Origin of the sequence: Thalassolituus pacificus (assembly GCF_025318105.1) — a bacterium.
Lineage (GTDB): Bacteria > Pseudomonadota > Gammaproteobacteria > Pseudomonadales > Oceanobacteraceae > Venatoribacter > Venatoribacter pacificus.
Genome location: NZ_JAOANI010000015.1, coordinates 157,430 through 180,729, shown reverse-complemented (window position 1 = coordinate 180,729; position 23,300 = coordinate 157,430). Strand labels below are relative to the sequence as shown.

At 50.5% G+C, this 23,300-nt stretch carries 18 protein-coding genes; 5 read left to right on the top strand and 13 right to left on the bottom strand.

Annotated elements, in window-relative coordinates:
* Positions 1-25: 25 nt before the first annotated feature.
* Positions 26-883 carry a S1/P1 nuclease gene (locus NYR02_RS07955; RefSeq protein WP_260975839.1) on the bottom strand — a complete coding sequence of 286 codons (858 nt, stop codon included), beginning with the start codon at positions 881-883 and terminating at the stop codon, positions 26-28.
* A gap of 156 nt (positions 884-1,039) precedes the next feature.
* Here NYR02_RS07955 and NYR02_RS07950 point away from each other — a divergent pair, with 156 nt between their 5' ends.
* On the top strand, positions 1,040-1,444 hold the full coding sequence (locus NYR02_RS07950) for an MAPEG family protein (protein ID WP_260975838.1): 405 nt from the start codon (positions 1,040-1,042) through the stop codon (positions 1,442-1,444).
* Between the two features lie 103 nt (positions 1,445-1,547).
* Here NYR02_RS07950 and NYR02_RS07945 read toward each other — a convergent pair whose 3' ends face one another.
* From NYR02_RS07945 to ubiE, 4 genes are all read right to left on the bottom strand, one after another.
* Positions 1,548-4,055: a P-loop NTPase gene (locus NYR02_RS07945; RefSeq protein ID WP_260975837.1), complete on the bottom strand. Its 2,508-nt coding sequence runs from the start codon at positions 4,053-4,055 to the stop codon at positions 1,548-1,550.
* A 1,411-nt stretch (positions 4,056-5,466) separates the two neighbouring features.
* The gene (gene ubiB, locus NYR02_RS07940) at positions 5,467-7,137 is read right to left on the bottom strand and encodes a ubiquinone biosynthesis regulatory protein kinase UbiB (protein ID WP_260975836.1); all 1,671 of its coding nucleotides are present in this window, start codon (positions 7,135-7,137) and stop codon (positions 5,467-5,469) included.
* A 7-nt stretch (positions 7,138-7,144) separates the two neighbouring features.
* Positions 7,145-7,864 (bottom strand): ubiquinone biosynthesis accessory factor UbiJ, encoded by a 720-nt coding sequence (locus tag NYR02_RS07935; RefSeq protein ID WP_260975835.1) that lies wholly within the window; start codon positions 7,862-7,864, stop codon positions 7,145-7,147.
* On the bottom strand, positions 7,864-8,613 hold the full coding sequence (ubiE, locus tag NYR02_RS07930) for a bifunctional demethylmenaquinone methyltransferase/2-methoxy-6-polyprenyl-1,4-benzoquinol methylase UbiE (protein ID WP_260975834.1): 750 nt from the start codon (positions 8,611-8,613) through the stop codon (positions 7,864-7,866). The genes NYR02_RS07935 and ubiE overlap by 1 nt, the downstream gene beginning before the upstream one ends.
* Positions 8,614-8,759: 146 nt before the next feature.
* Between ubiE and NYR02_RS07925 the strand changes: the two genes are divergently transcribed.
* Together NYR02_RS07925 and NYR02_RS07920 are read left to right on the top strand one after the other, a co-directional pair.
* A complete protein-coding gene (locus tag NYR02_RS07925; protein ID WP_260975833.1) occupies positions 8,760-9,566 on the top strand; it encodes a substrate-binding periplasmic protein in 807 nt (268 codons plus the stop codon).
* Positions 9,567-9,678: 112 nt separating this feature from the next.
* Entirely contained in the window at positions 9,679-9,936 is a 258-nt protein-coding gene (locus NYR02_RS07920; protein WP_260975832.1) for a DUF1145 domain-containing protein, read from the top strand.
* An 80-nt stretch (positions 9,937-10,016) separates the two neighbouring features.
* Here the strand turns inward: NYR02_RS07920 and NYR02_RS07915 are convergent, their stop codons facing one another.
* The 4 genes from NYR02_RS07915 to NYR02_RS07900 all read right to left on the bottom strand — a co-directional run bounded on the left by NYR02_RS07915 (position 10,017) and on the right by NYR02_RS07900 (position 15,969).
* Positions 10,017-10,856, bottom strand: a complete 840-nt coding sequence (locus tag NYR02_RS07915; protein WP_260975831.1) for an alpha/beta hydrolase — start codon at positions 10,854-10,856, stop codon at positions 10,017-10,019.
* 10 nt (positions 10,857-10,866) lie between these two features.
* On the bottom strand, positions 10,867-12,222 hold the full coding sequence (locus tag NYR02_RS07910; protein WP_260975830.1) for a DUF1302 family protein: 1,356 nt from the start codon (positions 12,220-12,222) through the stop codon (positions 10,867-10,869).
* Positions 12,223-15,480 carry an outer membrane lipoprotein-sorting protein gene (locus NYR02_RS07905; RefSeq protein WP_260975829.1) on the bottom strand — a complete coding sequence of 1,086 codons (3,258 nt, stop codon included), beginning with the start codon at positions 15,478-15,480 and terminating at the stop codon, positions 12,223-12,225. It lies immediately after the preceding gene.
* 69 nt (positions 15,481-15,549) lie between these two features.
* A complete protein-coding gene (locus NYR02_RS07900) occupies positions 15,550-15,969 on the bottom strand; it encodes a MarR family winged helix-turn-helix transcriptional regulator (protein ID WP_260975828.1) in 420 nt (139 codons plus the stop codon).
* Positions 15,970-16,117: 148 nt separating this feature from the next.
* On the opposite strand from NYR02_RS07900, the gene NYR02_RS07895 reads away from it, so the two are divergent.
* Positions 16,118-16,723 (top strand): outer membrane beta-barrel protein, encoded by a 606-nt coding sequence (locus NYR02_RS07895; RefSeq protein ID WP_260975827.1) that lies wholly within the window; start codon positions 16,118-16,120, stop codon positions 16,721-16,723.
* Positions 16,724-16,787: 64 nt separating this feature from the next.
* Here the strand turns inward: NYR02_RS07895 and eat are convergent, their stop codons facing one another.
* The 3 genes from eat to NYR02_RS07880 are packed head-to-tail and all read right to left on the bottom strand — an operon-like array spanning position 16,788 to position 20,652.
* Positions 16,788-18,215 carry an ethanolamine permease gene (gene eat / locus NYR02_RS07890; RefSeq protein ID WP_260975826.1) on the bottom strand — a complete coding sequence of 476 codons (1,428 nt, stop codon included), beginning with the start codon at positions 18,213-18,215 and terminating at the stop codon, positions 16,788-16,790.
* 51 nt (positions 18,216-18,266) lie between these two features.
* A complete protein-coding gene (gene eutC / locus NYR02_RS07885; protein ID WP_260975825.1) occupies positions 18,267-19,232 on the bottom strand; it encodes an ethanolamine ammonia-lyase subunit EutC in 966 nt (321 codons plus the stop codon).
* Complete coding sequence (locus NYR02_RS07880; protein WP_260975824.1) at positions 19,225-20,652, bottom strand: ethanolamine ammonia-lyase subunit EutB; 1,428 nt, start codon at positions 20,650-20,652, stop codon at positions 19,225-19,227. Before NYR02_RS07880 ends, eutC begins: the two co-directional genes overlap by 8 nt.
* Before the next feature lie 285 nt (positions 20,653-20,937).
* Between NYR02_RS07880 and NYR02_RS07875 the strand changes: the two genes are divergently transcribed.
* A complete protein-coding gene (locus NYR02_RS07875; RefSeq protein WP_260975823.1) occupies positions 20,938-21,915 on the top strand; it encodes a helix-turn-helix domain-containing protein in 978 nt (325 codons plus the stop codon).
* Between the two features lie 98 nt (positions 21,916-22,013).
* Here the strand turns inward: NYR02_RS07875 and NYR02_RS07870 are convergent, their stop codons facing one another.
* Positions 22,014-22,463 carry a hypothetical protein gene (locus NYR02_RS07870; RefSeq protein ID WP_260975822.1) on the bottom strand — a complete coding sequence of 150 codons (450 nt, stop codon included), beginning with the start codon at positions 22,461-22,463 and terminating at the stop codon, positions 22,014-22,016.
* Positions 22,464-23,300: the final 837 nt, after the last annotated feature.

Here is a 23,300-nt window from a genome sequence, read left to right as displayed (position 1 = left end):
ACTAAAAACCCTTCGCATAAATCTGTCAATTATCCATTGGCGGTTTTGTGGAGAGTGCACTGTTCTGGCGGGAAAGGGTAACCCCGTTCAGGGCTTCTGCCAGACGCACCGCCGCCTGCTGAAGGCGTTGCTGTAATTGCGGACGGAATTGGCGGATATAAGCATCATCAATTACCACCGGCTTTTGCGCTGCCTGCTGATAATGGCGGTAGATTTCGCGGGTGATGGTGAACGACTCATTGGCAACATCGAGCGGCCTGGCGGCAGACCAGTCGCGGCGCTGTTGTGCGGAAATTTGCCCTAATGCCAGCGCGCTTTGTTTTTTATAAGAGAATTTTCCAAGCAGATCACCATCCCACAGCTGATGCAGGTTGGTTTTATCGCCTTTAAAACGCACAGCGGCTTTATTACCGCCACGGTCATCGGCAAAGCTGACATGCATTGGCTGATGCACATCCGCCATAAAATGAGCGAGAAAAAACAGCGCCTGCCAGTCGTCTTTATTTTTACTCAGGCGTTGCTGCATATCGTTAATGGCCTGCACCACACAGCCTTTATCGCCGCAATCATCGGCGTGGACTGACGTCGCCGTACGCGGCACATTAATATAATGCCAGGGTTTGGTATGGCGGAATCTGCGCTCGTCGCGCATCTCATCAGCCCATGAACAGGCATGGGCGAAGCTCTTCTCCCCCCCGGCTTTTACCTGCTGGTCAATCCAGTGGCGGGTTTCCGGCGTGACCAGCTGATACGCCATTTGGCATACCTGTGCATGGCCGGAAAATTCAAAAGCGTGTGCATGATTGCTGGCTAAAACCGGCCCCAGTAAGAGCAGAACCAGCGGCAGCCGCAGAAGAATAGGAAAGACAGATTTAACCAACACCGAAAACTCCTGCCGGCGCTTGCAGAGACTGATCGCCGGGAATGATTGCCGTAACTGATTGCAGCAGGTTAGCATGAGCCACAGCTTTGCCCAATGCAGCAAGGCTTAAGAGTTCTGACAACAATAAATAATGACCACAAAAACCGGGGTATACCGATGTTATTGATCAGTGGATTTTATATTGCTCTGACCGCACTGCTATTACTGGCACTTGCTTATATGGTCGTGCGCCTTCGCCTGAAACATAAAATCGGCCTGCTCGACGGTGGCGAAAAAACCATCGCCGTCGCCATGCGCGCTCAGGCCAATGCGCTGGAAACCGCATTACCGGTTTTACTGTTGCTGATGGTGGCCGAACTGAATGGCGCCTACGCCGCCTTCCTGCATGTGTGCGGCATCGGCTTTCTGTTGTCGCGGGTATTACACGCCTGGGGATTTAATCAGGCCGCAGGCGGTATGCACTTCGGCCGTTACTACGGCACCCTGCTGACCTGGATTGTACTGCTGGCGCTGATCGTGCGGGTGCTGTGGTTGTCGGTAGGTGGGATGTTGGGGGGGTAAGGCCGCCAGCAACTGCAGGAGATAAATAACGCGATTTTTTGGTTTCTTCAAAAATCGCGTTATTTCCCAGAGATCCGATTGTCTAGTCTATAGTATTAATTATTTACTGAACCTCTGTGTCGCCCACAGAGGTAATATATCTAGAAACCATAGTTGAAAAGTATTGATCTGTTCTATGTAATTTTAGACCTCTATTTATTATCTCTTTTAGTGAGTATGCAATTTCTATTTTTTTTCTTCCTTTGTTATATATTTTTATCAGTTCGTTACCAAGTGCAGTATAAGGATAGGCATCAGTAGCTCCTCGTGAGTCAATTTCATTTTGAAGAATTTTAACTCCTTCTCTATAGTCACTGTCATCCGGAGATTTATCTAGTCTATATTTCTTTAACAGAAGTTGGCCTAGAGCATGCCTCAGCTGAAATGAATCGTACAATGCTAATCCCTTTCTAAAACAGTGTAACGCTTCCTCAATTTTTTTATCCCTTTCTAAAAATCGCCCATACTGGAGCCAAAATATTCCATCATTAGGGAAGTATTTCTGACATTCGGAATAAATTTCATGAACAAAACTATAGTTCTCTGAACCGGAAAATAGGATCTCAGTTAAGTAATGATATGAAAGGACTTTACTATAAATTTTATAGCTGATCGGGTGAAGTTTAATATCATCAATGCCAAACTTTGAAGAAACGCACTTCATAAGACTTATTATTTTTTCGGTTAACTCCTTTTTGTCGAAATTGTTTTCAAGATGGAACTGAGCAATGGAATGATGTCGAGAAGTTAAGGTCATAGACATTCCCCTATGATGAAGCTTGTCCTTTAGCTTTGACTCAATCAAATTAATTAATGATTCAACAGAGATTGAGTAAATTTCGCATAGGTAGTTTATGGGAATTTCCAGTCTTGATGCTGTAACTATTGATACGGTTTCGAATATATCTCTGGCCAAACCATCATCTATTTCTTCAAATTCTTCTGCTAATTTTTCCTTGTATGGTTTTCCATATGAAAGGTCATACAAAGTTGCCAGTAAGTCGCCATTATATCCTTGATCATAATCCACAATTTTTCTAATGGCTGAGTTTCTTTCCAGACCTTTGAGTTTCTCAAAGCTGACTCCAAGCTCCTCTGTTTTGTCAAGCAAGCATCCTGCGTCATTAAAATCAAGATTGTTAATTTTAACCTTTGTGAAAACAGATTGAGGTATTTTTGTAAAATGTCTTTTGTTTCGGTCAAATTGTATAGTTCTTTCTTCCAATAAAAAGCATAATTTACAAGATGTTGGTCGGTCTAATACTCTTTCTATAATTTCATTGACTGCATAAAAATAGCCTGACGAAGAGTCAATGAATATTACAACTAGCCCTTTTAGGTCTTTAACTACACTCCAGGTTGCTTCTATATCAATTCCGTCGAGACCAGAGAATTGATAAATATTATTATGTGTCCCAGAAATGTTGGAAAGTGCAAGCATGGCAGCGGTCGTTTTCCCAGATGCAAGTGGGCCCAAAACAGCCAAAATCTTACCTTTCTCATCAGAATTCTCGAATTTAATTATTTCTTCAACTATCTTCCTTGAAGAGCTTATTTCTGCTGGGACTTGGTTCCTCATATAAAACCAGTTTGGCATATCTCCATTATAAAATAATGAGAATGGTGAATTTTTTTTCGTTGATCGTTCAATCTCTTCACTGACAAGTGACATGTTTTTTGTGAACCAAGCTAGAGATTTATCATCTGTATTTTCAGCAAGGAATGGAGCCTTCTTCTTGATAAATTTATGCCTAGATAGTGGGGATACAATAGAAAAAAGAACCTCAAAAAACTCTTTAGCATCAGCCTCAATGGGAGTAATGCCACGTTTTTTATATGCATTTTTTTCTAGCTCTGTAAAACTTCTTAGGACAATCCAGTTTTTAGTTTCTGATTGATCTTTATCCCAGCTTTGCCGACGCCTTAATGCTGTTTCAATATCACTTTCTTTAAATTTTGACCCAACAAATAAGCAATTTCCGTGGGATATATGTAAAGCGCTTTTAACTAGCCAATCACTTTGTTTTACTGAATGATCTGCATAGCTAACATTGTCAAATATAAAGCCACTTGATGGGCTAGAAACTTTTCCGTGTAGATAAACAAGAGGTGGCTCGGTAGGTAGAGACTGTATAGGTTCCCTGTCATCATAGTTAAAAACGCAGTAGGAGGGAAAATCTTTACCTATAGTCAGGTTTTTATTAATACAAAGTTCAGGAATGGTGTCGATGTTTGTAGTGAAGATAGCCCTCCACCAATTTTGAAATATTTTTAACTGCCAATTTTCGACACTTTTTGCAGTGAAATTGCTTATCAGAAAATTTTCGAAATTATCGATTTCATCCTCACCAACACCAAAAGCCGTGGGAAGATCTGCAGTTTCTGCTACATTATCTTCGTAGCCGGCAACTTTACAGATTCTTTTAATTAAATTTGGAGTTGACGGTATGCCGAGACCATTTATAGCAGGTGTATCTATACTAATACCGGCGCCTAGGAACAGTGTGATATCACCATTATGAACTAATGGAGCAATTTCCATTGAAATTAGTCTTTTATCTTCTTCTTTCATTGTCATTCCTATTTATTAGCTCACAGAGATTAATTCTATAACGTTTTTTTCATAGGTATGTTAATTAACATACCTAGTCACATTTTTAGATTTTCAGTTTAATCCATTGCTCGGACTGTAATAATCATCATTATTTTATTTCTTGTCAGGATATAAACGCGCATGCGAGCTTTTCCCCTGGGTCGCTCTTTACGCTTTGCGCGTTATCAACGGTCTGAAAAACTCAGGCTATTTATTTTCCTGTGTTTTGTCAGCAGTCAGATTGTTCAAATGACTCTTGCATTCCGGGCACGCTGCCGCCCGTTCCTGTAAGCACAAGGCAGGAATGGCGTGGTTTTACAACCGGAATGGTAAGCGGGGAGGGCGGTCGTTGGGCGTGTGTCCTTACGATATGCTGCATCCCTGCTTTGGTTTGAGAATACTGAAGATTGGGGGTGGGTTCAATAATTGATAAAACTGGTTACAAGTCTGAGCACAATCATTTGCAGAACCAACAAAGCGGCAGGCGCTACTACGCAGAGCGTAGTAGTGAGTTGTAAGCGGCGGGCAACCCTTCGACACGCTCGTGCCTCGCTACTCAGGGCGAACGGCTGCAAAACAAACCAGCCATCGCGGCTGAAAGCCGCTCCCACCGGTAGTAGCGAGTCATTTCAGTGTAAACAGAATCTTCTGATTCAGTCGTGGATAAGATCCACTCCTACAGTGCTGTGCCTGATTTAATATGCGGCGTTGCGTCTGAATTAACGCGGCATTTGTACGGCGCCAGTCAACCAAGTGATTCTGCGGCCTTAAGAGCAAAACCCTGCCCCGGAGCGATGCATTTGGATAGATGTTTTACATAGTCGATCCGGGGCGGGCTAAATGGCAGGAGCCATTTCAACAGCCGTAGGCTGGCCCGAAGGGTTAAGGGCATGGATGCCCGTAATCATTGTTTTGCGTGCCGCATAATCGCTGCAGTTGGCTGAACAGCGCCGGACAGCCGCAAGAGAGGATCGTAAGGAGATACCTCTCCTTGCATAGGGGCGCAGGGGGCGGAGCCCCCGCAAAGGCTTCAACTTAACTGCACAAGTCAGTCCGCGTAGCGGCTACGACTGAGAGCACAATCATTTACTGAACCAACAAAGCTGCAGGCACTACTACGCAGAGCGTAGTAGCGAGTTGTAAGCGGCGGGCAACCCTTCGACACGCTCGTGCCTCGCTACTCAGGGCGAACGGCTGCAAAACAAACCAGCTATCGCGGCTGAAAGCCGCTCCCACCGGCAGTAGCGAGCCATTTCAGGGTGAGCAGAATCTTCTGATTCAGTCGTGGATAAGATCCACTCCTGCAAGTATCTGCCTCATAGCCAGTGCCTGAATAAACCCTCCGGTTTATAGCACACACACCAACCATCGCCCGCACCAACTATCGCCCTCAGGCGCGCACGATCAACAGCAACATCCCGGCACCCGCCAGACTCAGCCCTACCACTTCCGGTAACCCGAGGGCAAAGGCCTGCCACCAGGTAAATAAACCACTGCCAATAGCGAGGGTCGCCAGCGCCTGCTGGCGCTTCTGTGCTTTTTGTGCAGCCAGTTCCTGACGCAGGGCAGCAATTTCTTTTTGCAGTGCCTGCTGGTTTTCGTCCATATGGTTCAGGCGGCTTAAGGCGCCGTGTACCAGTCCGGGTATTTGCGGGGCTTTTTCAATCCAGCCCGGCAGCTGGCGTTTTAATTCTTTAAATGCGGCTTTGGGGCCAAAACGCTCGCGCATCCAGCGTTCTAAATAGGGTTTGGCGGTGCTCCATAAATCCAGCTGCGGATACAGCTGACGGCCAAGGCCTTCGATGTTGAGCAGGGTTTTCTGCAGTAAAACCAGTTGCGGCTGCACTTCCATATTAAAGCGGCGCGCGGTGCTGAATAACTGAATTAATACCTGACCAAAAGAAATTTCAGCCAGTGGTTTATCAAAAATCGGTTCGCACACGCTGCGGATAGCGGCAGAAAATTCGTGCACTTTGGTGGTGGCCGGCACCCAGCCGGAGTCGATATGCAGCTGCGCTACCTGATGATAATCCTGATTAAAAAATGCCAACAGGTTCATCGCCAGATAGTTCTGATCTTCTTCGGTCAGGCTGCCGACAATACCGCAGTCGATGGCAATATATTGCGGTGCCTGCGGGTTATTACGCGAGACGAAAATATTGCCCGGGTGCATATCGGCATGAAAGAAGCTGTCGCGGAATACCTGGGTGAAAAAGATTTCCACACCACGTTCGGCCAGCAGTTTCATATTGGTGTTCTGTGCCTGCAGGGCGTCGATATCCGCTACCGGAATACCGTAAATACGTTCACTGACCATCACTTTGCTGCGCGTGTATTCCCAGATGACTTCCGGCATGTACAGCAGTTTAGAATTGGCGAAGTTACGTTTCAGCTGGGTGGCGTTGGAGGCTTCGATCTGTAAATTCAGTTCGCCGTAAATGGTGTGGCGATAATCGTCGACCACTTCCAGTGGTTTTAAACGGCGGCCGTCTTCGGAGTATTTCACCAGCAGGCGGGCCATGGTTTCCAGCAGCTGCAGGTCACGCTCGATGGTGTGTTCGATTCCCGGACGGACGACTTTAACCACCACTTCACGGCCGCTGCCGTCGTCGTTGCTGCGGTCTTTGCCGCTGGCAAATAAGCGCGCGGCATGTACCTGTGCAATAGAAGCAGAAGCCAGTGGCTCGGCAGAAAACTCGGCGAATAAATCGCTGATTTTCTGCCCCAGCTGGTCTTCGATTAACGCCATGGCTTTATCGCTGGCGAAAGGCGGAACGTCGTCCTGCAGGCGTTTTAATTCTTTAACAATATCGTCGGGAATCAGATCGGGGCGGGTGGATAAAATCTGGCCGAATTTAATAAAGATCGGGCCTAAGGCTTCAAGCGCCAGACGCAGACGTTCGCCACGGTTAAGGCGCGACGGCACCGGATTTAACCGCCACGGCGCGAGCCACAATGCAATGCGCAACGACAGCGGCAGCTGTTCGGTCGGCACCAGACTGTCGAGCCGGTAGCGGGTGAAGACAAACAGAATTTTCCACAGACGCCAGAGGTTTGCCACGTCGATATTATTCCTTGGGCAGAGAAGAGGTGTTTGTTGACTTGTTCGGCGACGTGTTTGTCGAATCGTTCTGCTGCATACGCGCTGCTAAACGCAGGGTGCGTGCTTCTAAACGGTCGGTCGCCAGACGCAGCTGGTCAACTTCGTCGGCAAACTGTGCCGCCAGCGGTTCCGGTGTCAGCAGTTGCGCTTCATCTTCGAGATATTCTTTAACGGCATTGCGGTAAGCCGGTGCGCTGCTTTTACCCCAGTTCAGTAAGCCGCGCAGACCTTTACCCAGCTGATGGGCGAGCAGGCCGCCGGTCAGTGGGGTGATCAGGGCTTCCCAGTCGATATCGAGGTTTTGCGCAACGCGGGTCAGCGATAAGGCAAATTCGCTGTCGCCGTCCATATCAATGGCACTGCTGATCAGGGCGTGGGCTTTATCGCTGGCGCGGGCAAGGGCAAAGAAATCGGCGGCGGAACCGCTGAGCGTCGCATCAGCACTGCTCAGACTATCGGCACCGGGTTCATTGTTGTTGCCGTGAGCCAGGCTGAGGACTATGCCGTTATCGACGATGCGGATCAGCACCGGGTTGAGCGCGTCGATGCGCACACACAGCAAACGGCCCTGCTGGCGACTCAGCGAGTTTAATGCCGCCGGGTCGTAATGCAGCACATGATTTATGGCTGCTTCAAAGGGCACGCAGGCAGCCTGCAGCAACTCGGCCGGCAGCTTACTCAGCATCAGGGTTTGATTCCGCGGTGCAGAGCGACCACGCCGCTGGTCATATTGTGGAAGCTGCAACGAACCAGACCGGCGTTTTCCATCATGCCTTTCAGGGTTTCTTGATCGGGGTGCATGCGGATGGATTCGGCCAGGTATTTGTAGCTGTCGGCATCGTTGGTCACCAGCTTGCCCATAAACGGCAGGGCGGTGAACGAATACAGATCGTAGGCTTTGCTCATCAGCGGGTTGGTCGGCTTGGAGAATTCCAGCACCAGCAGACGGCCGCCCGGCTTCAGCACGCGGGTCATGGAACGCAGCGCGGCATCTTTATCGGTAACGTTACGCAGACCGAAGGCGATGGTAATCACATCGAAGCTGTTGTCTTCGAATGGCAGGCACTCGGCATTGGCCTGAACGTATTCGATATTGCCAACGTAGCCCTGATCGGTCAGGCGGTCGCGGCCGACGTTAAGCATGGAAGAGTTGATATCGGCCAGCACCACTTTGCCCTGCGGGCCAACGATCTTGGCAAATTTCTTGGTCAGGTCGCCGGTTCCGCCAGCCAGATCGAGTACCTGATCGCCCGGGCGCACGCCTGACATATCAATAGTGATGCGTTTCCACAGGCGGTGTACGCCGAACGACATCAGGTCGTTCATCAGGTCGTACTTAGAAGCCACCGAGTGGAATACATCGGCAACCATGGCCTGTTTTTGCTCGGTATCGATGGTTTTGTAACCAAAGTGCGTGGTTTTTTCCTCGGACATACGAACCTTCTCCCGCTGACGACCTGTAGATGGGCGGCCATTTTAACGGTGCAGGTCGTGAAAGTCTTGCGCTGTGTCGGCTTTTAGCCGCCGCTGAGGGCGGGGCATAGGGTAAACTAAGAAAATGGACAAGTGCGGAGAATGGCGTGTTTGAATACAAAGCGTTGGCGCAGATAAAGCGGGCCCTTTCGGCACTGATGCTGTGTTGGCTAACGGTGGTAACACCGTGCCTGGCGGCAGAGGCGGTGGGCACGTTGCGCTTATCGGTGCCGGATGATGGCTACCCACCCTATGTTGTGCTGCAGGACGGCGAACCGCAGGGGTTGTTAATTAAGCCGCTGCGCGAGGCAGCCCGTCGTGCCGGTATTGAGCTGGAATTCGTGCTGCTGCCGGAAATGCGCTCGCAATATATGCTCGACTCCGGGCACGTTGATGGCCGTATGGAATCGCCGGACTGGACAGCCAACCCGGATGATTACCTTTGGAGTGATCTGGTGGTCTGGCTGGATGATGTACTGATTTACCGCAACGACCAGCCGTTCGATCTGGAATATGAAGAAGGTTTGCAGGGCGGCGAAATTATTACCCACCTCGGCTATGTTTACCCGGCACTGGAACCGGCCTTTGCCAGCGGCAGCCTGACCCGGCGGGATAAACTGACCGAACAGGACATGCTGAATACGCTGTTGCTGAGCCAGTCAGAAACCGCCCGCGCGCTGATTATGGGTCGCGATGTGGCGCAGTGGTATCTGGCCGCTCAGCCCGCCTTGCAGGCATTGCCGCTGAGTTTTTCTGAAAAAATATACGGCTGCGCGCCAATGGGCTTTCAGTTTGCCCGTAACGAACGGGTACAGGCATTGGTGCAGCGGCTTAATAAAGAATTCCCGCCTAAACCGCGCCAGCGGTGTCCGCGTATTACACCGTTAAGTCTGACGCCGCCTGACGACCAGTGACGCTTGTTGTCGCCAGCAGGCTGTCGTATTTTCACCTGTGCAAATGTGACTGAGCAGTGCAAGCTTGCCGCTCTGATAACGACAATAACAACGGTCTTAAAACGAGGTATCTATGTTTATCCTGTTAAATAAAGTGGTGACGTTACTGTTCTGGGTTCTGTCGATTATGGCAGCCGTACAGGGCTGGGACGGACTGCTCGGCTGGCTGCCAACCATTGCTGTGGTGGTGGCGGGTATTCATGTGCTGGAAACCGCTTATTTCTGGATGGCGCTGAAGCACAAGAGTGCCAACCCGGTTGCCGATGCGGTGCAGGTGTTTATTTTTGGTATTTTCCATATGCGCCGTTTTATTCAAACGGAAACCGCCTGACACACCAACGGCAGCGCAAACCGCGCGCTGCCGTTATCACTTCTTTTGGTTTAACAATCATCACTTCTCCGTAACGGCCATCAGCCTGCGTTGTCTGGCGTTACTCCCTCACTGAAAAAGGTTTGTATGCGTTCTGCGACAACGATATCGCGGATGATTTTCCGATGCCCCAGTGCCGGTGGCTGAAGAATATCGGCGTCTGTCAGATAGCGTCGAATGTTGTGTACTGCACTGTCAGGAATTTCAAGATCATCCGGTGCGTGAATTAACAAAGCAGGTTTCGGCGTCAGGCTCAGTAACTGGCCGCTGTTCAGTTCTTTTGCCGGGCGACCGACCTCGGTTTCAATGCGGGCAATAAATTGTCGGGTGCAGTTTGCGGGCAGTCCCATAAAACGGGCAAAGCCCTGCAGCACATCGTGTAAACAGGCGGGAGCGGAAATCAGTACACAGCGCTTAATCTGCACTCCCTGTTCACAGGCAATGGCCAATGCGGCACCGCCCATCGAGTGGCCGAGGGCACCGTAAAAGGGGCCAAAGGCAATATCGGCTTCGACGATGGCGCGGGCAAATTCCATCGGGTTACTTTTATTGCCGCCGGATTGACCATGGCGCGGCGCATCCAGTGCGAAGACATCAAATCCCTGTGCCACCAGAGCATTGGCGATCACCGCCATATGCGTCGCCCGGCTTTCCCAGCCATGCATTAGTAAAATGCGTGGGCCGCTGTTGGCCCAGCGCAGAGCACTGAGATCGTCGGCAAAATTCAGACGCTGTGCTTGTTTCTCGGTTTGTATTTCCCAGTCTTTTTGTGGGAAATGGCGGGGTGTTAAAAATAGCCGTGAATGTTGTTCGGCAACACGGGCAGGCCACAGGCGACCCATCAGCGAATTTTTAAGGCGTAAGATAGTCATTGCATTCATGGGTAACTCCTTAAAAGGCATTTTTCCAGCCAATTAAAAAACGACTGGACGATGAGAACTGACCGAACGGCCCGGCGCGGTCGCCAAAAAAATAATCGGCACCGCTCCACAGTGAGCAGCGATCGTTCAGCTGATAGCTGATTTTGCTGCGCAGCTGACCGTCGTTGTAATCGCGGTTAAGCAGGGCAAAAAAACTCAGTTCGAGGGTGTCGTTGAGTAAGGTTTTTTTCAGCAGTAGCGTATGGCGGGTGCTGATTTCGCGGCGGATAATTTGCGGCCGGTAAGCAAGAATGCGGCTCTGGTAAAACTGGTAACTGACAAACACATCTGCCGGGGCCTGATAATCCAGCGCGGTTACCGTCGCCAGTTCCGGGCTTTGGCTAATGCCGTTATTGTGCAGATCGTCGCGCAGAAAAAATGCCCGGCTGGTATGCCCGGCTTCAAGACGCAGCACCATACTGCTGAATGCTGTGCTGGCGCTCAGGCCGAACAGACGGCTGCGGCGGTACACGGCTTCCACGTCCACCTGAAGATTATTGCCGTCCGTATTTAATGTGCGGTAAATAACGGGAGTGTCGTGGTAAAAATTAAAATAGCTGGCGCTGATATCCCAGCCGGCCAGAAAGGCACTCCAGCGTAAGCCATGTTCCCAGGCACTGCCCTCCGGCCTGCGGGTTGGCAGGCGGTTAACCGTTACGCCAGCGACCGGCTGCGGTGCCAGTTCGGGGCTGGTAATGGCAAACGCCGTACCCGGTTCTGCCAGTTCGCTGAAGGTTAAATCGGGAATAATTAACCACTGCAAAGACTGCTCATTGGGCAGAGGAATATGCGCATTAAGCATCCAGGTGGCGATGCGCGAGTCTTCGGCATCGGGCAGATTAAATTCGCGCATATCCTGCGGGTTAATAATATCCAGCACCCGCAGGCCGTCGGCCTGACCCCAGACAACCTGTTGTTTACCACTGCGCAGAGACACGCCGTAGAAATACTGGTCAGCATAGGCTTCGGGAATATCAAAACGCAGGTTATCCCACTGTGCCAGTGGCCCGCTGCTATGCAGGCTGCCCGCCGGATAATTATCTGTCCGACTGGTTGGCTGCTCTGCGTACAGGGTGTCAGAAAAATCAGCACGCAGACGTGGCTGCAGATTAAACGACGTATTGGCCGTGCGGTATTGCCATTCACTTTGCAGCTGCACTTCTGCCTTGCTCAGCGCGGCCGGAGCATCGCTCCAGGCCAGTTCTGAACTTAGTTCTGAACTGAATTCGCTGTGCGCCGCACTGCTCAGCAATATCAGGGTGAAAGCACCGGCGCTTAGCCGATGTGGTTGTCGACGTTGTTGTCGGAGTTGTTGCCGGATATTCATTTACAACCCCCGGCGCAGAGTATTCTGGGTAAACAGGTGGTCAGCCACATCCTGTTGGTAATCGACGGCAGAAAAAATAAACAGCGAGCGGTGACCGCTGATATGGTTTTCGGCCAGCAGCTGATGCCGGGTCCAGATGCCATCAACTATACGGATATCCGTTACCTGCACGGTTTTCAGCGGCACCTGTTTAATATCCAGATAGTCGCTTTTAACCACGATCCAGTTTTGCGGATCAATATAAAAAGTTACCTCGCCATACCCCAGTTCCTGGGCAATCGCCGCCGTTTTTGGGGTACCTTTGACCACCAGTTTTCCGTCATCGTCTGGCAGGCGTTGCAGCTGGTAGTCGGCAATACTGATATGACCGTTCTGCTTAATATCTTCATAGGTAAAATCGGTACCCATAAAATAATCGCCCCGGTCGGATGCGGAAATCCGGCGCACCTTGCGCAGTGCCGGCAGGTACAGCCACTGATCATCTTCCTGATCGACGGCGGCATAATCGAAGGTCAGAAAACCGGTGTCTTTAACATTGGCCGGTGATTTATAAAAAAATACGGTTTTTTTATCGTCACCAAAATACTTGCGGTAAGACATGGTTTCGCGCCGCCGTTCTTTGCCACGACTGTCGGTCAGCAACATGCTCAGCTGGCTGCTGACATGCTGGCCGTCATCCACTGCATTTACCCGCTGTGCGATATCGACGGCCGTGAGTGTTTCCAGTGTTTCCGAATTAACAGCTTCTTCTGCCTGTAACGACTGGCTGTGCACTGCAGCATACAAGAGTGCACCGTACAAGGCTGCCGTGCCCAAACCAGTGGTGAGTAGCAGTGTCAGTGCCGTACTGCCAGCCACGTGTTTTTCTGCCGCTATTGCACTGGCTTCGGACGCCTTTTTTTCACCGAAAATAAAGGTCGGCTGCAGTAATACAATCAGTGCCGGTAACAGCGTCATAGCAGCGATAAAACTCATACTTACCGACAACACCACAATGGTGCCGAAGTGCGTCAGGGGTACAACCTGCGAGCTGATCAGTACACCAAAACCAAAGGCAATCGCCAGATAATTAAATAACAGTGCCCGGCCTGTAGAACGGAATAATTCGGTGAATAATCCACTGCCTTTTAATCCGTCGGCCACCAGAGTTTTCAGGCGTTCGAGGGTATGAATAGCAAAGTCGATACCCAGGCCAATGGCTACCGAGGCAAACATCGAGGTGCCTATGCCCAGATCAATCCCCAGCAATGCCATTGCCGCATAAACCGTAAGAATGGAACAGATTACCGGCAGAGTTGCGAGCAGACCGGCCGCCCAGGAGCGGAATAATAACGCCGAGACCAGAAAGACACAGAGCAGCGAAATCACCACGCTGTAAAAATGGCTGACGCCCAAATCTTTAATCCAGTGGTAGTTAACATTCACACGGCCACTGAGGCTGGCAGTGACCTCTTCATCGCTAACGGCATTGTTAAAGTGCTGGTCGATATATTGCTGCAGGGCTTCAACCACCGGTTTGGTGGCAATAAAATCGGCACTGTCGAGATTCAGACGGATATTGGCAAGACGGTAGTCATAATCAATTTCTTCAGAAAAATCGGCAGGATCAGAACTGGCCGAATAGAGCAGAAAATACTGCGCAATCAGGTCGGCATCCTGTGGCAGGCGGTAGGCATCACTCTGACCTTCGTTCAGGGATTTATTCATCTGCTTTAAATAATCCACCACCGATGATGAACCATTTACATGTGGCAGGGTTTCAGCGTAGGTCTGCAGAGCTTCCATGGCATTCAGCACCTGCGGTGAAAAAATCCCTTCGTTACGGCTGCTGGTAATGACAATGTCCAGCGTATTGGTGCCTTCCAGATGCTGATTAATGACTTCGTCAGCCTGATAAATCGCTTCGCTGGAATGAAAGGTATTAATGCGGTTTTCGTTTACCTGAATCTGGGTGGCCAGCAGGGCACCGCTGATGCTGAGAAAAGCAAATAATGACAGTGTGGCGCGCGGATGGCGTACACAGCTTCCACCGACAAATGTCATCAGGCGGGCAAAGGTATCCTGCTGACTGTTCTGTTCAAGGCGAATCCAGCGCTGGCTGACTCTGGGTTTCAGTAAAGCGATGCAGGCCGGTAAAACAAACAGCGAATAAAACCAGGCAACCAGCACGCCGAAGGCGGTGAATAAGCCAAAATATTCAAAGGGTGGCATATAAGACGACGCGTACAGGCCAAGAAATCCGGCAATAGTGGTCAGCGACGTCAGCGTTACCGGGCGCGCCATAACGGCAACGGCTTCACGGATGCAGGCCTGCAGCGACCAGTCCGGATGTCGCGCCTGCATTTCGTAATAGTGGCTGAAAATATGAATTGAATCGGCGACCGCCATGCCAATTAAAATAACCGGCATAGCGTTGGTGATAACAAAAAAAGGCACACCGCAGTAAGCCATAAAACCGAGGGTCATCAGCACCGAGGCGGCGATGACCAGATTACCCAGCAGGGCCGGTAACAAACGGCGGAAAGCCACCATCAGCATAATGGTAATAATTAATCCGGCGAGCGGATTAAGGCGGCTGGCATCGTGATCGATATAGTGGCCGAGATAGCCCAGAACGGCGCCTTCACCGGCCACATGCAGTTCGACATCTGCTGGCACTTGGGTTTTCTGCAGCAACTGATTGATGGCGTCGTAAGCGGCTTCGGCCTGGTTGTCATCGTACAATTCCAGCACGATCATACTCATCGTGCCGTCTTCAGCAACCAGCATGCCGTGGTACAGCGGAAAGTCTTCTATTGCCTGACGTACAGCCGCACCATTGCCTGTGGAGCGTAAGTCGTAGAATGGTGCAACCTCCATCCCGTCGGCCGAGGCAGTGATATTATTTTCGCTGGCCAGACTGATGGTGCGTGCCGTATTAATCATCGGCAAGGCATTTAACTGATTGGTCAGTTGCCCGATCAGATCGAGAGTCTGTTTGCGGTAAATACCTTCTGCCGAGCGGTCGTATATGGCAACGATCAGCGGATCGCTTAAACCAAAAATTTCCCGCACCTTATTTTTATACACCAGCGCCGGATTGTCGGCTTCGAGAAAGGCATCGGCGCGGGTGTCTTTGTGCAGCTGTCCGAGTCCGGCGACCAGTAATGCCATCAGCAGAAGCCCGGCAAACAGAACGGTTTTCGGGTAATTAACCCCGGCCTGAATGCCGCTTCTCACGACTGGCAGCAGCCAGTGTTTTTCCCTGTTCGTGTTCATAATTCGCCCTCAATTGAATGTATATGCATCTATATGTAAATGTATATGCATGCAAATGGCAAATTTTTTTTAGCTGCGCAGGGTGAGAATAGCGTCGGCGACTTGCAACAGTTGTGCAGAAAGCTCGTCACCCAGATGCTGGGAAATGCCGCTCTGTGCCTGCTTCCAGCGAACCTTTGCCTTATTAAACAAGGCTTTACCTTCGTCGGTCAGAGACACCAGTGTTACCCGGCCATCATCGGGGCTGGGATTGGTTTGCACATAGCCGCTGCGGATCAACGGTTTCAGATTGCGTGTCAGGGTGGTTTGCTGCAGCACCAGAACTTCCTGCAGCTCTTTCTGCGATGGGCTTTTCAGCATCGACAGCACGCGCAGAACAGAGAACTGCGCAATGGTAATACCCAGATCGCGCAGGCTGTTGTCGTAGTAGCTGGTCAGAACCCGGTCGGCCTGGCGCAGTTTGAGGTTAAAGCAGGGAGTAATATTCATAAGAGTATCCGGCTGCAGAACAGTGCAATCATAGCTCAGGCGACGGCGGGCTGTCAGTGCCGTTTTTTCTGCAAAGACTTTCTATTTTCTGAAATATTCGTACCTTATGCTGCCTTAAATCATACAACGACGGATTGAGTGCAACGGAATGAAAAAGAATTGGGTTGCTTTTTTACTGACCTTGGCGACAACGCTGGCGTATGCCGATACGGATTCTGCCGTTAAGGTGGAAAGCGCCAGTGAAATAAAGCAAGGATTGGGAGTCAGTTTTCATGCTGACCTGATGGCCGGTGGTGACAAGTTAGCGGAAATGGAATATGACCGCGGTACCACCAACGATATTAATGCCGGTGCCGGTATTAAACTTGGCGCTGGTGTTTATTACACTCTGAACCGGGTTCGCGCTGAAGCCCGTCTGGGCTGGTTGAGTGATTCTGCCAATGGTCTGGATGACGACAACGATCCGGTTACCATTGAGTTTTCGACCTATCCGCTGGATCTGATGCTGCACTACCAGCTGGGCAAACACAGCCTGGGCGCTGGCCTGACGTATCATATGAACCCGAAGCTGGATATGGACGGCACAGAGTATACTTTTGATTCACCGACCGGCAGTCTGATTGAATACCAGTACCACCTGAATCCGCGCTTTGCCATCAGTGCCAAATACCAGAGCATTGAATATTACTATCAGCCAAGTGACGTCACTTTTGATGGCTCCGGGCTGGGGATCGGGATTTCAATTCAGCTTTAATTCTGCTTTTGCAGATATAAAAAACGCAGCCAATGGCTGCGTTTTTATTTTCAGCGTGCGTTTATTACACGGTTTGTGCGGTTGCTGTTGTTTCTTCAGTTTCCGGATATAAATCCGCTTCGGCCTGTTCCAGCATAGCGAATTCTTCTTCGGCGGTTTTGGCCACCAGATGGTTTTTGCTGTAACCAAAATAATAGGCCGCACCAATCACAAACAGCACCAGAGTGTAGAAGAAGGCGCGTGGGTCAAAGGCATACACACCAGTTAATGCAATCAGCGACAGCAGCAGGGCGATACCGGAAGTAAATACACCGCCCGGTGTTTTATACGGACGCACCAGCTCAGGCTGTTTAACGCGCAGCATAATGTGGCTCAGTGCCATGAGGGCGTAAGATACGGTGGCACCGACCACTGCCATGGCCAGCATCAGATCCCCTTCGCCGCTCAGTGATGCGACAAAACCCAGTACACCAGGAACAATCAGCGCACGCGCCGGTACTTTACGTTCGGTGGTTACTGACAGTGTCTGTGGCAGATAACCGGCACGCGACAGCGCAAATACCAGGCGGCTGTAGCCATAGATAATGGAAAAGAACGATGCAATTAAACCGACCAGGCCCAGTACGTTAATAATGGTCGCCAGCTGAGTATGACCGGTCGCATTCAGTGCATCCACCAGTGGAACGGCGCTTTCACCCATGGCCTGAGCACCTGCCGCGCCGGGAATTAACAGCACAACCAGCAGGGCAGTAAACAGCAGAAATACCATGGCGCCGATAATACCTTTAGGCACATCTTTCGCCGGGTCTTTGGCTTCTTCAGCGGCCAGTGGCACACCTTCTACCGCCAGGAATAACCACATAGCAAATGGCAGCGCAGCCCAAACACCGTACCAGCCCAGTGGCAGCATGGAAGAGGTACCTTCGCTGGCGGCGATATCAAACAGGTTCGCACTGTCGAAGCTGCCGATTAAGGCAATCGCGGTGGCAATAATGGCCAGTACCGCCAGACCAGAAATAACCATCATCACTTTTAATGCTTCGCCAACACCGGCCAGATGAATACCGATAAACACTAAATAAAACGCCGCGTAAACCCAGGGGCCATTAAAGCCGACCAGCGCTTCAACCGCCGAGCCAATAAATATCACAATGGCTGCCGGAGCCAGAGCGTATTCAATTAATACCGCAAGGCCGGTTAAATAACCGCCAGCCGGCCCCATCGCCTGACGGGCAAAACTGTAACCGCCACCGGCGGCAGGAATAGCCGCCGACATTTCAGCCAGTGATAACACCAGCGTGAAATACATAACCGCCATTAACAGTGCGGCGATGGCAAAACCACCCCAACCCGCTTGGGCGATACCAAAGTTCCAGCCGGCAAAATCACCGGAAATTACGTAAGAAACGCCGAGACCGGCCAGAAGAATCCAGCCTGCCGTGCCTTTTTTGAGTTGCCGTTTGGCAAGGTAGTCCTGATGGGATGTGGACATGGTATTACCTCATACGTTGAATAAAGGGTGTTTTAAACGTTAAAAAAACAATCAGCTGAGCAGAAAATTCTTTGCCTCTGCTGTTGAATGGAGCGCTGACGGTTGTCCGGATTCTGTTGTTATGGTGTTATCCGCCGCCGCTGATGAATGCTCCAGAGTCGCCGTTTTTGCGGTGGTTGCTGCCATGTCATCCGCTGACTCTAACAGGGCGCCACTACGGTCTTTAAGTTGCACGCCGGATAGCTGCAGCCGGCGTGATTCGCGCAATAAATACCCGGCTTTATGGGCCGCTTCGCTGAAATTCAGCCCTTCTGGGCGAACGTTGGAAATACAATTACGGCGGGCATCGGTCAGGCCACGTACCGGCGCCCAGGTAAGGTATAAACCGAGGCTGTCGGGAGAACTTAATCCCGGCCGTTCGCCAATTAATACCAGCACGGTTTTAGCATTTAATAATTCGCCAACATCATCACCGACGGCGACGCGGGCTTGTTCTACCAGCGTAATCGGAGCGAGTGTCCATTCCTGTTTATCGGCATTTAATTCTTCGCATAAGGCCTGAATAAACGGCACGGCGTTATGGGCAATGGCGGTGGCGGATAAACCGTCGGCAATGACCAGTGCCAGATCAAAAGGTTGTTCCGGCGTTTGCTGTTCCTGCTGCAGTAATACCCGTGATGCTTCATCCAGACGGCGGCCTAAATCGGGGCGCTGTAAATAGGTAATACGGTCAACGGCTTCGCTGTGCAGCTTTAACGGTGGCTCTTCGTTTAACAGCGGATATTGTTCAGCCAGTGTTTCCAGCTGTTGCGTCAGCGCAGAAAAATCGAGTGGTGTATGTACCGCATCACGCGCCTGGGCATGGGCTAACTGAAACTCCAGCATTTCTTTTGTTGGCAAACTGATGCCGCTGCGTCCGAGACCAATACGCGCTGCGGTAAACTGGCGCAGGCGACGCCATGGGTTATCAACAACGCCGTTCCAGTCATCGTTATGGATATCGGGTTGATCAACCATTGGACACCTCCGATTCTGAATTACCGGCCGGTAATGTTTTTAATGACGCCGCAAACGCAGGCGGTAAAGCTTCGTTTAAACAGGCACCGGCGGCATTGCTCATAATCTGCATTTTTTCCAGCCAGGCTTCGAATTCCGGCGATGGCCCAAGGCCCAGAACACGGCGTGCGTATAACGCATCGTGGAATGAGGTGGTCTGATAATTGAGCATAATGTCGTCGGAGCCGGGAATGCCCATCACAAACGAACAACCAGCCGCTCCCAGTAAGGTGAGCAGGTTATCCATATCGTTCTGATCGGCTTCGGCGTGGTTGGTGTAGCAAACATCGCAGCCCATTGGCAGGCCGAGTAATTTGGCGCAGAAATGATCTTCCAGACCGGCGCGGATAATTTCTTTACCGTCGAATAAATATTCCGGGCCAATAAAACCCACCACGGTATTCACCAGCAGCGGATTGAATTTTCGCGCGACGGCATAAGCGCGGGTCTCGCAGGTTTGCTGATCCAGACCGTGATGAGCATTGGCTGATAATGCGCTGCCCTGACCGGTTTCAAAATACATTACGTTATTGCCCACCGTACCGCGCTGTAATGACAGTGCTGCCTGCTCAGCTTCGGCCAGGGTGGCTAAATTAAATCCAAAGCTGGAGTTGGTGGCTTCGGTGCCGCCAATCGACTGAAACACCAGATCGACCGGTGCGCCCTGTTCGATGCATTCCAGCGTATTGGTGACATGGGTCAGCACGCACGACTGGGTTGGAATTTCGTATTTGCTGATGACCTCGTCCATTAATTTCATCAGCCGGGTTGCCTGGGCAACGTTGTCGGTCGCCGGGTTTATACCAATCACCGCATCGCCGCTGCCATACAGCAGGCCATCGAGAATGCTGGCGGCAATGCCGTTCATATCATCGGTTGGGTGATTAGGTTGCAGGCGTGTTGCCAGACGCTTGGGTAAACCAATGGTGCTGCGGAAAGCGGTAATAACACGACATTTTTGTGCGACCAGAATTAAATCCTGATTGCGCATAATTTTACTCACCGCTGCCGCCATTTCCGGCGTTACGCCGTTGCGTATTTTGCTCAGCATGTCGCTGCTGGCCAGATCGGACAGCAGCCAGTTGCGGAAATCACCCACGGTAAAATGACTGATGGGCGCGAATGCCAGCGCATCGTGCTCGTCGATAATTAAGCGGGTAACTTCATCCTGCTCGTAAGGAATTAACACTTCATTGAGGAAGGTTTTCAGCGGCACATCGGCCAGTGCCATCTGCGCCACGGCACGTTCTTCGGCCGAGCGCGCAATCACTCCGGCCAGACGGTCGCCGGAGCGTGCAGGCGTTGCTCTGGCCATCAGGTCGGCCAGATTACGGAATTCGTAGGTCTTACTACCCAGAGAGTAGCGATACGCTTTATGCATAGCGGTTTCCTGAAACAGTGGCATGTTGCGGCCGGCAATAAGATGGGCGCGACCGGAACAGATATTGCTGTCGCAGATACAGCTGACAGCCTCATCCTTTATCAACAGCTCAGCGAATAACGTTCCGATGGCCTATCGAATTTTGGCAAATGTGGTTTTTGTTATTTAAATCAGCGGATTAATAATGGTAAAAGCTTATAAATCACGAGCCGGTAACACAGGAATATTGTGAAAGCGTCACCATTCTTCCCAGTCGCATCTGATAGTGCGCACAGTAATGTAGCGATGCAGCATGCATCCGCCCCTGATTGGTGCGTAACGGAAGCAACCGATGCGGACGAGCACGCCCATAATCTGCGCGACTGGCAGCAAGAGTACGATCAGCTCAGTGATGGCGCTTTTTATGGCCGCATTGACGAACTGGCGCTGGAGCATTTGCAGGTATTCCGTGAACACACCAGCCAGGCGCTGCGCCAGCAATGCAATGTCTGGCCAGATTCTGTCTGGCTGGGCTTTGCCGCCGGTGAACAGGATTGCCGAATTAATGGCCAGGAAGTAGCGAACAACGAATTGATGTGCCGTCCGGGTAATACCGGTTTTGAATTAGTCACACCGCAAAGCTTCGATATTTACGGCATCGTGGTCAGTCAGCAGGCGCTGACACAATGTGCTGATGCTCAGGGTATCAACCTCGATGCGCGCTTATGGCAATCACCACGGCGCGGCTGGCAGGAACAAAAACTCAATGCCCTGCGTTATGTGTTACAGCGCTTACTGGCACCCAAGCACAGCGGCCTGGCCGGGCCGTTACAGCAGGACATGCTGCTAATGGCCGTGCTCGAAGTGTTGCAACAACCGGAAAACAGCAACACCACGCTGCCCGCTTATGCGCGGCGCAAAGCCGTGGTTGACCGGGTAAAAGATTTCCTCGCCGCCAACCCCAATGCACCGGTCACCATGACCGAACTGTGCGAATTAACCCACGTAAGCCGCCGTACTCTGCAATACAGTTTTGAAAGTATTCTGGGCATCAGCCCGTTACGTTATTTACGCGTATCGCGCTTAAATTCGGTACGCCGTGCACTGTCACAGCCCGATGCCATTCTCGATGTTGAACAGGACGACGTAACCGTGCAGCGCATTGCCAGCCACTGGGGGTTCTGGCACGCCGGGCAGTTTGCCCATGATTACAAACAACTGTTTGGTGAAAACCCGTCGGAGACATTAAAGCGCGGGTTTATGGGGAGGGGGAGAGATTTTTAAGGTCGTGAAAATAATGTTGCAGAATAATTTACAGGTATCTTTGGTGTGAACGACTTCGCTGGTCGGGAGCGGGCCTGTTTAAATAGTGTCAATAATGCCTAATAAGCCCACCAAAATATAACTGAGCCAATCATAATCAGAATCAGCGGTGCATAGTATCCGAGTATAATAAAGCAGATTGGCTGGCCACGCAGTAATCGGTACCTTATGCTATCGCCGACTTTAGTCGCTATGTGGCAATTACTCACATGCCCTGCAAGCAGACAAAAGATACTGAGAAAAACAGCCATAGCGCCCTGAGAAACATAAGCCATTGCCGCAGAAAACAATAGCACCAGCGGAACATAGGGGATCGATGCCAAAGGCCCATAGCCCATATAGCTATCAGAAAACGCACTGATTATAAACGCCTTTCTCATGGCACTGATTTTTTGCTTTAACGAAGGATTGCAATCTTCACATACAGGCTGCGATAGCCCTCGTGATTGCGCGTACTTTTCCTGACTGGCTTTATGCTTCCAGCCGCATTTAGGACAGGTAAACGCCATAGTTCCTCGTATTCTTCGGCATGATATCAAGCGCCACCGCTGTTTGTGATGGCAACATCTCTGCGCTGTATTATGTCAGAATATCATTTCAATCAAACCAATACTCATGCATTTCCTGAAGAAACTCAGCTGTGAGCGGATAGCCAGAAGCAGAACCAATAACAGAATCTATGCCGCACTTTGGACAGAGCGCGCATTTACCATCATCAATCCATTCATTGATTGTGGAAGGAGGGAATACACCTAAGCAATAAAAACAACCACACTGGGTGCTTTGCAAAATCTCCGACCGATGGCCGGATGAATGCTTATGTGCGTTTAATATTTCTTTTCCGGGCACGGTTTACGATCCTGATGGGTGTTTGATTAGTGTTAATAAGTGCCTTAACTTTTTTCATCTATTCGGTCTTGCGGTAAAACATGTTTCCGAACTTTGATTCGAAAACGTAATAAAATCTTCTGTTTCCCCTGTATAAAGTAGGGGTTGGATCTATAAGAGGGTGTTCATTATCCATGATGATACGATATAGCATGGGTGGTTTATCACGGTACCATTCGATTCTGCCCCTGACTGTTTTAATGCTTCCATCCTTTAGCTTTTCATTGAAGATAAACTCGTTATCCTTTGTGATTTCGAAGAAGAAATGATCTTTTTGCCAATCAGAGTTTTTGCTAGGGCCTGTCGACACTAAGTAAATCCGGCCTGCTGAGAGCCAGTTTTTCTCAGAACAAGGAGAGAGGAGTGATATTAGCGGGCTAAATGAATGACGAACGACGCCGTTCATGGGGAAAACTGGCCTCAGCCCGAAGGGTTATGGCTAAAAATCCCTCATCCTA

Bases quoted from the DNA above. Each gene is read 5' to 3' on its own strand.
- NYR02_RS07910 (WP_260975830.1), bottom strand. From the start codon at position 12,222: ATGAATATCCGGCAACAACTCCGACAACAACGTCGACAACCACATCGG.
- eutC (WP_260975825.1), bottom strand. From the start codon at position 19,232: ATGGTTGATCAACCCGATATCCATAACGATGACTGGAACGGCGTTGTT.
- ubiE (WP_260975834.1), bottom strand. From the start codon at position 8,613: ATGTCCGAGGAAAAAACCACGCACTTTGGTTACAAAACCATCGATACC.
- NYR02_RS07870 (WP_260975822.1), bottom strand. From the start codon at position 22,463: ATGGCGTTTACCTGTCCTAAATGCGGCTGGAAGCATAAAGCCAGTCAG.
- NYR02_RS07915 (WP_260975831.1), bottom strand. From the start codon at position 10,856: ATGAATGCAATGACTATCTTACGCCTTAAAAATTCGCTGATGGGTCGC.
- NYR02_RS07900 (WP_260975828.1), bottom strand. From the start codon at position 15,969: ATGAATATTACTCCCTGCTTTAACCTCAAACTGCGCCAGGCCGACCGG.
- NYR02_RS07905 (WP_260975829.1), bottom strand. From the start codon at position 15,480: ATGAACACGAACAGGGAAAAACACTGGCTGCTGCCAGTCGTGAGAAGC.
- NYR02_RS07880 (WP_260975824.1), bottom strand. From the start codon at position 20,652: ATGCATAAAGCGTATCGCTACTCTCTGGGTAGTAAGACCTACGAATTC.
- NYR02_RS07920 (WP_260975832.1), top strand. From the start codon at position 9,679: ATGTTTATCCTGTTAAATAAAGTGGTGACGTTACTGTTCTGGGTTCTG.
- NYR02_RS07875 (WP_260975823.1), top strand. From the start codon at position 20,938: ATGCAGCATGCATCCGCCCCTGATTGGTGCGTAACGGAAGCAACCGAT.
- NYR02_RS07895 (WP_260975827.1), top strand. From the start codon at position 16,118: ATGAAAAAGAATTGGGTTGCTTTTTTACTGACCTTGGCGACAACGCTG.
- NYR02_RS07935 (WP_260975835.1), bottom strand. From the start codon at position 7,864: ATGCTGAGTAAGCTGCCGGCCGAGTTGCTGCAGGCTGCCTGCGTGCCC.
- NYR02_RS07945 (WP_260975837.1), bottom strand. From the start codon at position 4,055: ATGAAAGAAGAAGATAAAAGACTAATTTCAATGGAAATTGCTCCATTA.
- NYR02_RS07950 (WP_260975838.1), top strand. From the start codon at position 1,040: ATGTTATTGATCAGTGGATTTTATATTGCTCTGACCGCACTGCTATTA.
- eat (WP_260975826.1), bottom strand. From the start codon at position 18,215: ATGTCCACATCCCATCAGGACTACCTTGCCAAACGGCAACTCAAAAAA.